The organism is Devosia sp. (assembly GCF_041917035.1).
Classification (GTDB): domain Bacteria; phylum Pseudomonadota; class Alphaproteobacteria; order Rhizobiales; family Devosiaceae; genus Devosia_A.
In genome coordinates this window covers 1-10634 of record NZ_JAYRYM010000140.1, presented here as the reverse complement: position 1 = coordinate 10634, position 10634 = coordinate 1, and the positions used below count along the sequence as shown (strand labels likewise).

The 10634-nt window shown below is 65.3% G+C and carries 13 protein-coding genes; 11 read left to right on the top strand and 2 right to left on the bottom strand.

All coding sequences use genetic code 11. From position 1 onward, the window contains the following. The 3 genes from ACE3TU_RS14295 to ACE3TU_RS14285 all read left to right on the top strand — a co-directional run. Positions 1–1844 (top strand): GumC family protein (locus ACE3TU_RS14295; RefSeq protein WP_374625310.1); only part of this gene is annotated, 1844 nt, incomplete at its 5' end. Then, entirely contained in the window at positions 1845–2879 is a 1035-nt protein-coding gene (locus tag ACE3TU_RS14290; RefSeq protein WP_374625308.1) for a polysaccharide deacetylase family protein, read from the top strand. A gap of 38 nt (positions 2880–2917) precedes the next feature. Beyond that, on the top strand, positions 2918–4204 hold the full coding sequence (locus ACE3TU_RS14285; protein WP_374625306.1) for a UDP-N-acetylglucosamine 1-carboxyvinyltransferase: 1287 nt from the start codon (positions 2918–2920) through the stop codon (positions 4202–4204). A gap of 3 nt (positions 4205–4207) precedes the next feature. On the opposite strand, the gene ACE3TU_RS14280 is transcribed toward ACE3TU_RS14285, so the two are convergent. Next, positions 4208–4411 carry a DUF2842 domain-containing protein gene (locus ACE3TU_RS14280; protein WP_374625305.1) on the bottom strand — a complete coding sequence of 68 codons (204 nt, stop codon included), beginning with the start codon at positions 4409–4411 and terminating at the stop codon, positions 4208–4210. An 84-nt stretch (positions 4412–4495) separates the two neighbouring features. Here ACE3TU_RS14280 and ACE3TU_RS14275 point away from each other — a divergent pair, with 84 nt between their 5' ends. The 3 genes from ACE3TU_RS14275 (at position 4496) to rpsI (ending at position 6689) form a co-directional block, all read left to right on the top strand. Next, entirely contained in the window at positions 4496–5557 is a 1062-nt protein-coding gene (locus ACE3TU_RS14275; RefSeq protein WP_374625303.1) for a COX15/CtaA family protein, read from the top strand. Positions 5558–5739: 182 nt separating this feature from the next. Continuing rightward, a complete protein-coding gene (gene rplM, locus ACE3TU_RS14270; protein ID WP_374625301.1) occupies positions 5740–6204 on the top strand; it encodes a 50S ribosomal protein L13 in 465 nt (154 codons plus the stop codon). Further along, entirely contained in the window at positions 6204–6689 is a 486-nt protein-coding gene (gene rpsI / locus ACE3TU_RS14265; RefSeq protein WP_374625299.1) for a 30S ribosomal protein S9, read from the top strand. Before rplM ends, rpsI begins: the two co-directional genes overlap by 1 nt. A gap of 85 nt (positions 6690–6774) precedes the next feature. Here the strand turns inward: rpsI and ACE3TU_RS14260 are convergent, their stop codons facing one another. Beyond that, complete coding sequence (locus ACE3TU_RS14260) at positions 6775–7446, bottom strand: DUF5672 family protein (protein WP_374625297.1); 672 nt, start codon at positions 7444–7446, stop codon at positions 6775–6777. 152 nt (positions 7447–7598) lie between these two features. Between ACE3TU_RS14260 and ACE3TU_RS14255 the strand changes: the two genes are divergently transcribed. The 5 genes from ACE3TU_RS14255 to ACE3TU_RS14235 all read left to right on the top strand — a co-directional run. Further along, complete coding sequence (locus ACE3TU_RS14255) at positions 7599–8606, top strand: glycosyltransferase family 4 protein (protein WP_374625295.1); 1008 nt, start codon at positions 7599–7601, stop codon at positions 8604–8606. Positions 8607–8677: 71 nt separating this feature from the next. Next, positions 8678–9022: a cytochrome c gene (locus ACE3TU_RS14250; protein WP_374625293.1), complete on the top strand. Its 345-nt coding sequence runs from the start codon at positions 8678–8680 to the stop codon at positions 9020–9022. A gap of 46 nt (positions 9023–9068) precedes the next feature. Continuing rightward, complete coding sequence (locus ACE3TU_RS14245; RefSeq protein WP_374625291.1) at positions 9069–9338, top strand: metalloregulator ArsR/SmtB family transcription factor; 270 nt, start codon at positions 9069–9071, stop codon at positions 9336–9338. Beyond that, a complete protein-coding gene (locus ACE3TU_RS14240; protein ID WP_374625289.1) occupies positions 9335–9997 on the top strand; it encodes an SdpI family protein in 663 nt (220 codons plus the stop codon). The genes ACE3TU_RS14245 and ACE3TU_RS14240 overlap by 4 nt, the downstream gene beginning before the upstream one ends. Before the next feature lie 297 nt (positions 9998–10294). After that, positions 10295–10634: aminotransferase class I/II-fold pyridoxal phosphate-dependent enzyme (locus ACE3TU_RS14235; RefSeq protein ID WP_374625287.1), on the top strand; the 340-nt coding region annotated here is incomplete at its 3' end.

The following is a 10634-nucleotide window of genomic DNA, read 5'->3' as shown; positions in this document are numbered from 1 at the left end:
AGATGTCGAGCCAGATCCAGCTGATCAAGTCCCGCGACCTGCTGCTCGAGGTGGTCGATTCCGAGAGCCTGCGGTCGATTCCCGAGTTTTCCGGCGTGGGCTTTTCGCCCGTCGGCTTCCTGCTGCAACTCGTCGGACGCAAGCCCGAGCCGCGCAACGTCGATGAGACCGTGCTGGCCAACCTTGCAGACCGGATGACTGTGATCCGCGAACGCGACTCCGCCGTGATCTCGATCTATGTCCGCTCGACCAGCGCTGACCTTGCGGCACGCATCGCCAACGCGCTTGCGGCTGCGCACGTCAAGCGCCGCGCCGCGCAATCCCTCGCCGACACGGTCGACGCCACGGTCTGGCTGCAGCAGGAAATCGACAAGCTGCGCGCCAGGGTCACCGCCGCCGAATCCGCGGTCGCCAACTACAAGGTCGACAAGGACCTCTTCATCGGCGTCAGCGCGACGCCGGTTGCCGACCAGCAGTTGTCGACTGTCGCCACCCAGATCGCCGAGGCCCAGCAGCGCAAGAATGACGCCCAGTCCCGCGCCGACCTCATTCGCGGCGTCATCGGGTCGGGCCAGTCTCTCGAGGGACTCGGCGACGTCAGGGGCTCCGTCGTCATCCAGGGCCTGCTCCAGACCAAGGCCAACCTGCGGGCCGATCTGGCGCAGAAGTCCACGACGCTGCTCGCCAATCACCCCACCATCAAGGCGCTCAAGGCCCAGATCGCCGAAATAGAGGCGCAGGTCGTCCGCGAGGGGCGGCGTGTCGCCGACTCCCTTGAGGCCGAGGCAAAGGTCGAGGCGGACCTCGAGGCAAGGCTTCGCGAGGATCTTGCCACGGCCAAGCGCGCGGCCGGCACCGCGACCCGCGATGGCGTCACCCTCGACGGCCTCGAGCGCGAAGCCAAGGCGCAGCGCGACCTGCTCGAGAACTACCTCGCCAAGTACTCCGACGCCGTGTCGCGTTCCGCGGCGAACGCGGCCCTGCCGGATGTGCGCATCGTCAGCGAAGCGGCTCCCGCCATCGAGCCGGCCTTCCCGAAGATTCCCCTGACGCTGGCCGCCGTCGGCCTGTTGGCGGTGCTCCTGCAGGCCGGTGCCGTCGTCTTCGGCGAGTTGGCATCCGGCCGGGCGCTGCAGTCCCTGCAGTCGGAAGAGGGGACAGCCGATGACCTGGATGATCCGGGGGACGAGGCCGCCGACGCCATCGACGACGTTGCTCCGGCCCCGGCGCCGCTCGCCGTCGAAACCGGTTCCCCGACGCCTGGGGCGAGGTCGGAGACGGCCCCGATCGGCAAACCGCGCGACGAACTCGCCATGCTGTCGGCGGCGGTCACGTCCCGGCAGATGCGCGTGTTGCTGATCGCCGGTCTCGACCGTCGCGAGCCGGTCACGGCGGTGATCGACCGGTTGCTCGGCGACGTCCTCGAGGCCGATCTGAGTGCGGTGGCCGTGGATGCCGGCAGCGCCGAGCTCTCCAGGGAGGCCGGCCTTTCCGACCTCGCGGCCGAGCGGGTAGACTACGGCGACGTCGTGCAGCGTGTTGCCGAGAACCTCGCGGAGGTGGCCTGGGGGCGCCTCGCTACGCTCGAGCGGCGCTCGGAGCGCCCGCTGACCCTCGTCGAGGCGCTTGCCGACCTCTATCACGTTGTGCTCGTCGATACCGGCCGGGTCGGGCTCTCGTCCGGCCTGCCGCTGTTCGCCGATCTCCGCGCTGCGGTGATCCTCGTCGCAGACATCGATGCTCCGCAGGCCGCGATCGTGGCGGCTCGGCGCGACATCGCCGCACTGGGTTTCGAGATCGGACGCGTCGTGCGTGTCCCGGTCGTACGGGCGGACGTCGCCTAGGTGCCCGGGCTGCGCTACAGGGCGATCGGCGCCGCTTTCGAGCTACTTTGGGCCTCGCAGCTCCCCGTCCTCGTGCGCCGGCTCTCGAGGGCCCGCGGTGTGATCTTCACGCTGCATCGCGTCTTGCCTGACGACGCGGCCGACTTCTCGCCCAATGCCATCCTCCAGGTGAAGCCGGACTTCCTCGAGTTCACCATCACCCGCATCAGGAAGCTCGGGCTGGACATCGTCGACATCGACGAGGCGATCCGGCGCGTTGAGACCGACGAGCCGGCGAAGCCCTTCGCCGTCCTCACCTTCGATGATGCCTATCGCGACAACCTGCGCTATGCGCTGCCCGTGCTGCGCCGCCAGCAGTGTCCGTTCACGCTCTACGTGCCGACGGCGCTGGTGGATGGAATCGGGGAGGTCTGGTGGCAGGCGCTCGAGGACATAGTCGCCGGCCAGAACGCGCTGGCGGTAACCTGGAATGGCGAAACCGAGTATCTGCCCAGTGCGTCGCTGGCCGAGAAGCAGGCGGCCTACACTGCACTTTACCGTCGCATGCGGGTCATGCCGGAGCATGACCGCGTCACCTTGATTCGCGATCTCGCGGGCCAGTACGGTTTCGACCTTGCCCGCCAGTGCCGCGACCTGATCATGGACTGGTCCGATCTGCGGACCTTCGCCGCCGACCAGCTCTGCACTATCGGGGCACACACGGTACATCACTACGAGCTCGCCAAGCTCGAGACTGGTGAGGCCCGCAGCGAGATCGAACAGTCGCTCCGCATCATCAAGGCGCAGTTCGGCAAGCAACCCGAACACCTCAGCTATCCGCTGGGCGGTCCGTCGTCCGCGGGCCCGCGCGAGTTTGCCCTCGCGCGCGAACTGGGGCTGCGCTCTGCGGTCACCACGCGTCCTGGCGGGCTCTATGCCCACCATCGGCACAGCCTGCATGCACTGCCGCGAATTTCCCTCAATGGCCTGTTCCAGTCCCGCCGCTACGTCGACGTTTTCGCGACTCCCGCCCTGTTCTCCCTGATGGCCAAATAGGCTATTGCATCGCCGCAAGACCGACCCAAGAGAATCCGATGTCTGACCTGATCGTCGACGGCGCCCACCCCGTGTCCGGAACCATCCGCCCGTCCGGCAACAAGAATGCCGTGCTGCCGATGCTCTGCGCGACGCTATTGACCGAGGACGAGGTGACGCTCACCAACGTCCCCGAGATCAGCGACATCGACAAGCTGGTCGAGTACTTCCGGTCAAAGGGCTCGCGCGTCGAGCGCAACCTCGCCGCCCAGACCCTCGTCATCCAGCATGACTTCCGGGCCTTTGCGACCAGCGAAGCAGAGCTTCCGGTCGGCATCCGGGCCGCCGTGCTGCTGCTCGCCCCGGTGCTGATGCGCTCCGAACACCTGATCTTCGACACCGAGGCCAAGGGCTGTGCGCTGGGTGTCCGTGAGATCGATCCGCATCTCGAGATTCTCGAGCGCTTCGGCGGCACCATCGCCGCGACACACCCCTACCGCATCGAACGCCGCGGCGAGATTCGCGGCGCCGACCTCTGGCCCGACTATGCCTCGGTCACCGCCACCGAGACTTTCGTGATGATCGCCGCGGTGGCGGGCGGGACCTCGCACCTGAACAACGCGGCCTCCGAGCCTCACGTGCAGGCCCTGTGCGACATGCTGGCCGCAATGGGGGCCGATCTCGACGGCATCGGCACCTCAAAGCTGACGGTACGCGGTGTCGGCAGGCTCAATGGCACAGTGGCGCGTGTTCCCGACGATCACCACGAGGTCGCGACCTTCCTCGCTATCGGCGCTGTCACCGGCGGACGCCTGACGGTCGAAACCGACATGGGGCCGCACATGACGCTGATCCTGCGCCAGTTCGGCAAGCTCGGCATGCAGTTCGAGGTCGGCGAGGGCAGGGTGACTGCGACCGGCTGGACCCGGCGGATCACCGAGCCCTACACTGCCGAAATGCTGCCCAAGATCGAGGCGGCGCCGTGGCCCTATTTTCCCGCCGATCTGCTGCCGCACGCCATCGGCGTCTCGGTTGGGTGCGTCGGCGACATCCTGTTCTGGAACAAGGTCTACGAGGGTGCGCTGGGGTGGAGCGCCGAACTGCTCAAGTTCGGTGCCCGCGTGCACCTCTCCGATCCGCATCGCCTGGTGGTCTTCGGTGGCAATCCGCTGCGTCCCGCGCAGGTCGAGGCGCCGTACATCATTCGGGTCGTGGTTGCGCTGCTGCTCGCGGCGATCCAGATCCCGGGCGAATCGCGCATCAAGAACGCCGATCCGATCCGCCGGGCCTACCCGCATTTCGTCGAGAAGCTGACGAGCCTCGGCGCCAAGGTCCGCTGGGAGTAGCTCTCAGTCCGGTTTCACCATCCACCGGATGATGATTGCCGCCGGTACGAACCAGCTCGTTCCCGCAATGGCGAAGAAGGCGATGGTCAGCCACCACGGCGCAGACGCCAGCAGGCTCATGTAGATCGCGCTCGCCACGATCGACCATGCCACGATCGACAGCAGGATCAGCACCGTGCCGGCCAGCTTTCTTGTCCTCGTGGTCATCGCCATCCTGTATGTTCGTGCGGCAACGCGGCATTTGTCAGCCGTCATGGCAGGCAGTAGCAGTTGCGCCGAAAGGAGCGCATCTTGGCCCTGAGCGCAACCGAACAATCCATCATCGACCGACTCGCGCATGACCGCCTGAAGCCCGTCCGCATCTGGCTCTACGTCATGGCTCTGCTCGTGCTCGCGATGGTCGTCGTTGGCGGCGCCACGCGTCTGACCGAGTCGGGCCTTTCGATCACATCGTGGAAGCCGATCTCGGGAATTGTCCCACCGCTGTCGGATGCGGACTGGCAGGCCGAGTTCGAGGCCTATCGGCTGATCCCGCAAGGTGTGCAGAACGCCTGGATGGGGATCGAGGATTTCAAGGCGATTTTCTGGTGGGAGTGGGGACACCGCTTCCTTGGTCGCATCATCGGCATCGCGTTCGCCGTGCCGTTCCTCGTTTTCCTGGTCCAGCGTCGCTTCACCTGGAATCTCGCCGTGCCGCTTGCCGGGCTGTTCGTGCTGGGCGGCTTTCAGGGGGTCCTGGGCTGGTGGATGGTGTCCTCGGGTCTGTCCGAACTGACCTCGGTGTCGCAATACCGCCTTGCGGCACATCTCTTTGCTGCATCGGTGTTGTTCATGGCCTTGATCTGGGTTGCGCGCCGCTTGCAGCCCTTGCCGCAGACTAGCCCATCCGGCTGGCCGGTGGTCGGGCTGGTGGTGCTTCTTCTGGTCCAGATCGTCGCTGGTGCCTTCGTCGCCGGTCTCGACGCCGGCATGGCCTACAACACCTGGCCGCTGATGGACGGCACTCTCATTCCCTCCGGGCTCGATGCCATGTCGCCCGCCTGGAAGAACCTGTTCGAGAACGCCCTCACCGTGCAATTCACGCACCGTGTCCTCGCATACCTTGTCCTCGTCTATGTTGCCTGGCTGTTGTTTCGGCAGCATCGGCGCGGCGGCTTCGCCGGGGAGCACGGCTGGCTGCCGCGCATTGCGGCGCTGGTTGTGGCCCAGGTGGGTCTCGGCATCGCGACACTACTGACTGCGGTGCCCATCTCGCTGGCGCTGGGGCATCAGGCCCTCGCCTTCATGCTGCTCGGAACCGTCACCGCCTATCTGGCCGATACCACCGCGCCACGCCGTCATAATTCTCTATAAATAACAGTCTCTTGCATTTTGGTACCCGAATACCACAATGAGGTATTCAGATACCGCAAGAGCAAGTATCTGACTTACATGGGGAATTCTTTTGACTTGACGATCGTCCGCAGCATCCGTATATCCGCGCCACGAAATCCGGGGCAGGGGCCTCCCTGCCTGCTTTCAAGGACAGTCAATCGATGAGCACCTACACGGCGAAGCCGGACGAGATCCAGAAGAAGTGGATCCTGATCGACGCCAAGGATCTGGTGGTGGGCCGTGTCGCCTCCATCATCGCCATGCGCCTGCGTGGCAAGCACCTGCCGACCTTCACCCCGCATATGGATACCGGCGACCACGTCGTCGTGATCAACGCCGACAAGGTGAAGCTGACCGGCAAGAAGCTGGACCAGCGCCGCTTCTACTGGCACTCCGGTCACCCCGGCGGCATCAAGGACCGTACCCAGCGCGAGCTGCTGAACGGTCGCTTCCCGGAGCGCGTGCTGGAGAACGCCGTGCGCCGCATGATCCCCGAGGGTCCGCTCGGGCGCAAGCAGTACGGCAACCTGCGCGTCTATGCCGGCGAGAGCCATCCGCATGAGGCACAGCAGCCCGAGAAGCTCGACGTCGCCTCCTTCAACTCCAAGAACGTGAGGGCCAAGTAATGGCCGAGACCATCAACTCGCTCGAAGACCTTGGCGCGGCTTCCGCCGCCGTCGCTGCCGCCAACCCGGCGCCGGTTCACGTGCAGAAGCTCGATGCGCAGGGCCGTGCCTATGCGACCGGCAAGCGCAAGAACGCCATCGCCCGCGTCTGGATCAAGCCGGGCGCCGGCAAGATCACCGTCAACGGCAAGGAATTCAACCAGTTCTTTGCCCGCCCGGTGCTTCAGATGGTGCTGCAGCAGCCGATCGTCGCTGCGGCCCGCAAGGACCAGTACGACATCGTTGCGTCGGTTTCCGGCGGCGGCCTCTCCGGCCAGGCCGGTGCCGTCCGTCACGGCATCTCCAAGGCGCTCACCTACTACGAGCCGGAACTGCGTGCCGTTCTGAAGGCCGGCGGCTTCCTCACTCGTGACAGTCGCGTCGTCGAACGCAAGAAGTACGGCAAGGCCAAGGCCCGCCGCTCCTTCCAGTTCTCCAAGCGCTGAGCGTTTCGAGTCCCGATACTGCACGAGGGCCGGAGCAATCCGGCCCTCGTGCTTTGCGGGCGATCGATGCCTAGTGCTCGCGCCGCTACAGGGAGGTCGACTTCCCCGCGGCCTGCAACTCGCCCAGGTAGTGAGCACCATGAAATCCGAACGTGTCGGCCATTGTGTGGCCGAACGCCGCCTGCGGGTGCTCGATCGAAAAGGTCGCCGCCGTATGGACGTCGGGGAACTGGATGCCGAAGTCCAGTAGGTCCTCGTACATCGCCACGCAGGTGATCAGGTCGTCGGAGAGGATCGGGAAATGGAGCTTACTGAGGTCGGCGCGCGCCGTCAGTTGCAGGAGGCGTCGGCTGCGTAGCACGAACCCGCTGTTGCCGACCCGGTTCTTCAGAAGAATGGTGTATTTGCGGGTCCGAAGCTGCTCGGGCCACGGTGCCCCGACGTAGTCGAACGACAACCACACAGGATCCCAGCGCTCGGGATTGAGCACATATCCATCGGGCTGCACCGTAAGCACATGCGCCGTCTCGACGTACTTGTGCATGCGCTGAAGCATGAACAGATTGTAGCCGCGCAACGTCAGCGGCTCGATGTGCACGTGCTCAATTCTTGGATCGAGGATAGTTGGGGGTGCGGGCGCCAACAACATGACCCGCGCGAACCTTAGGCCCCTCAGCGAACGCACCAGCGCCTCCTGCGCGCCATCGATGTTCACGCCGGCAACGGTGGCAAGGGTCACGCTGCTGAGTGCCGTCATCGACCTTCTGGAGGCAAGGGAATCGGAATCCCGTCTATACAGGCATTCGAGAGGGCGCCCAACCATGCACGCCGCTCTTCTCAGGCGAGTTCTTGGGGTTTTGCTTTTTTTGACGCCGCAAGCTACCCATTGCGGCCACAAAAGAGCAGCCAATGCCGCAGCCCAAGACAGTCCTCATCGTCACCGACGCCTGGCACCCGCAGGTCAACGGTGTCGTCCGCTCCATCGAACTCGTCGCGCGCGAACTGGAGCGGCGGGGCCTTGCGGTCAAGCTCCTCACCCCGGCCGAGTTTCGCACCTTCCCCATGCCGGGTTATGGCGAGATCCGTCTCTCGGCCACCCTGACCCGGCCGGTCTATGACCGCATCGCGGCGGCCGGCGCCGATGCGATCCACATCGCTACCGAAGGGCCGCTCGGCATCATCGCCCGGCGCTGGTGCCGCAAGAACGGCTTCCCGTTCTCGACCGCCTACCACACGCAGTTCCCCGAGTATCTGCGCGCCCGGCTGCCGGTCCCGTTGCAGGTCAGCTACCGGTTCCTGCGCTGGTTCCATGGGGCCGCGACCTATTGCCTGGTCGGCACGCCGCACCTGAAGCACCTGCTTGAACAGCGCGGCTTCACCAACGCTGTCATCTGGCAGAAGGGTGTCGACACCGAACTGTTTCACCCGGGCAGGCGCGATCAATTGCCGTACGCAGGCCCCGTCTTTCTCTATGTCGGCCGCGTCGCGGTGGAGAAGAATGTCGAGGCATTCCTGCAGCTCGATCTGCCGGGCACCAAGGTCGTGGTCGGCGGCGGACCGAGCCTCGACAAGCTCCGTGCAGAATACGCCGCCGCGGTCTTTCTGGGTCCGAGGCATGGCGAGGAACTGGCCCGGCTGTTCGCCTCTGCCGATGTCTTCGTCTTTCCGTCCCGGACGGACACCTTCGGCCTTGTCCTGCTCGAGGCCCTGGCCAGCGGTACCCCGGTCGCTGCCTTCCCGGTGACCGGGCCGATCGATGTCATCGGAGGGGCGCCGGTTGGCGTGCTCGACAACGATCTGCGCAAGGCCGCCCTGGCGGCCCTCGATATACCGCGCGGCGCCTGCCGCGACTACGCCGAGCAATTCTCCTGGTCGGTCAGCGCCGACCAGTTCCTGAAGTACCTGCCGATGCGCTGAAGCTTGCGCTTCGTCAATCGGTCGGCAGCACAATCTGGTAGAAAGCGCATTGATGAGAATAGGAGATCCAAATGATGCGTGCCCTGCCGATTGGCTTGCTGGCGGGCCTCTTGCTGGTCGCGACGCCGGCTCTGGCCGATCCGATCGAGGAGGGGCATCTGCTGGTCGATGAGTACTGCTCGGATTGCCATGCCGTCGGTGCCACCGGCGACAGCAAGCTCGCTGCGGCGCCCCGCTTCCGGGAATTGCACCTGCGTTACGACGTCGGCGACCTCAGCGAGTCGCTTGTCGAGGGGATCGTGACCGCGCATCCGGAGATGCCCGAGTTCGAGTTCGATCCGGAGCAGGCCGAGGCGATCGTGCTCTACCTGAAGTCACTCGAGCCCAGCGGCGGGACCGCAAAAATTTCGCCTTGACTCTAATTAGAGAAAATACGAAATAAGCGCCATCAGGAGATGACTGATGGGCGTCAACGCCGTTTTTGAAGCCTTGTCGCACCCAGTGCGGCGAGAAATCCTCGGCCTCTTGAAAACCGGGCCATTGAGCGCGGGCGAGTTGGCCGGCCATTTCGAGCTGAGCAAGCCGACCATGTCGGTGCACTTCGCCAAGCTCAAGGACGCGGGCCTCGTGGCCGTCGAGCGCCACGGCACGAGCCTCGTCTATCATCTCAACATGTCCATTCTCGAACAGGCGCTTTCGGGCCTGCTCGGTCTGAAAGAGATGAAGAAATGATCCGATTGCTGTCCCCCCTCAACCTCGCCCTGGTCGCCGCGACGGTCCTCGCTGCGATTGCGGGCTTCGTCCTCGTGCCGGCCGGGGTCGAACTGCCGGTCCACTGGAATGTCCATGGCGAGGCCGACTGGTTCCTGCCGCGCGAACTGGCGCTGATCCTGCCGCTCGGCCTGCAGCTGGCGACGGTGGTGCTGTTCGCCCTGGCGCTGCGCTTTGCGCCCAGCGCCAAGTCTGGCATTGCCGAGTCTGGCAGTGCCATCGTCGGCGCCGCGATCACCACCTTGCTGCTCATCGGCCTCGTCGTCGAGGTGGTCACCGTCCTGATCGGCACCGGCGTTCCGGTCAGCATGGTGCAGGCGATTGTCGGCGTGCTCGCCGTCATGCTGCTCGTTGTCGGCAACGCGCTGCCCAAGTCCCAGCCCAACAGCGTTGCCGGCGTGCGCATTCACTCGACCCTCGCCGATGCCGGCAACTGGCAGGCAACGCACCGGCTCACCGGCGCGCTCGCTATGATTTCGGGCCTCGCGCTGCTCATCGCCGCCCTGCTGCTTCCGCCCGGCGTGACGCTCTTCGCTTCAGCGATCGCAGCGGTGCTGCTACCCGTCATCGTCGGGGTCGTCTATTCGCTGAGCCGCGCCCGCCGCGCCAAAAGATCTTGACCCGCGGGCCCTCCCGCCCCTAATCAGCCACGATCGGCTCACAGGATCTGGCCATGACTCAGGGAGTAGCAGCGACGAGAGGTGCCGCCGGGAAGACCGGTGTGGCCTTGCGCGCTTTCGCCCCCGCTCGTTAGCTCTCCCCGCGGGCCGCAACGCGGCTGGGGAGGGCGAAGACAGCGAGCCCGGCCACCTCTGGCCGCTTAACCGAGTCAAAACCATAATTCCGCGATAATCACCGCCTTCAAGCAAGGCAAGCATGCACGCCAACGTGCGTCGCGGGTCACCGAGGTTCACGCCATGAACGAAGACTTCCACCGTATCCGCCGCCTGCCGCCCTACGTCTTTGCCCATATCGATCCGATCAAGGCCCGGCTGCGTGCCTCGGGCGTCGATATCATCGACCTGGGCATGGGCAATCCGGACATGCCCACTCCGCAGCATATTGTCGACAAGCTCAAGGAGACGGTGAAGGACCCGCGCACCCACCGCTACTCGTCCTCGAAGGGCATTCCCGGACTCCGCAAGGCCCAGGCCAGCTACTATGGCCGCCGCTTCGGCGTGAAGGTGAACCCCGACACCCAGGTGGTGGCGACGCTGGGGTCCAAGGAGGGCTTTGCCAACATGGCCGCCGCCATCA

Bases quoted from the DNA above. Each gene is read 5' to 3' on its own strand.
- ACE3TU_RS14285 (WP_374625306.1), top strand. From the start codon at position 2,918: ATGTCTGACCTGATCGTCGACGGCGCCCACCCCGTGTCCGGAACCATC.
- ACE3TU_RS14280 (WP_374625305.1), bottom strand. From the start codon at position 4,411: ATGACCACGAGGACAAGAAAGCTGGCCGGCACGGTGCTGATCCTGCTG.
- rplM (WP_374625301.1), top strand. From the start codon at position 5,740: ATGAGCACCTACACGGCGAAGCCGGACGAGATCCAGAAGAAGTGGATC.
- rpsI (WP_374625299.1), top strand. From the start codon at position 6,204: ATGGCCGAGACCATCAACTCGCTCGAAGACCTTGGCGCGGCTTCCGCC.
- ACE3TU_RS14260 (WP_374625297.1), bottom strand. From the start codon at position 7,446: ATGACGGCACTCAGCAGCGTGACCCTTGCCACCGTTGCCGGCGTGAAC.
- ACE3TU_RS14255 (WP_374625295.1), top strand. From the start codon at position 7,599: ATGCCGCAGCCCAAGACAGTCCTCATCGTCACCGACGCCTGGCACCCG.
- ACE3TU_RS14250 (WP_374625293.1), top strand. From the start codon at position 8,678: ATGATGCGTGCCCTGCCGATTGGCTTGCTGGCGGGCCTCTTGCTGGTC.
- ACE3TU_RS14245 (WP_374625291.1), top strand. From the start codon at position 9,069: ATGGGCGTCAACGCCGTTTTTGAAGCCTTGTCGCACCCAGTGCGGCGA.
- ACE3TU_RS14240 (WP_374625289.1), top strand. From the start codon at position 9,335: ATGATCCGATTGCTGTCCCCCCTCAACCTCGCCCTGGTCGCCGCGACG.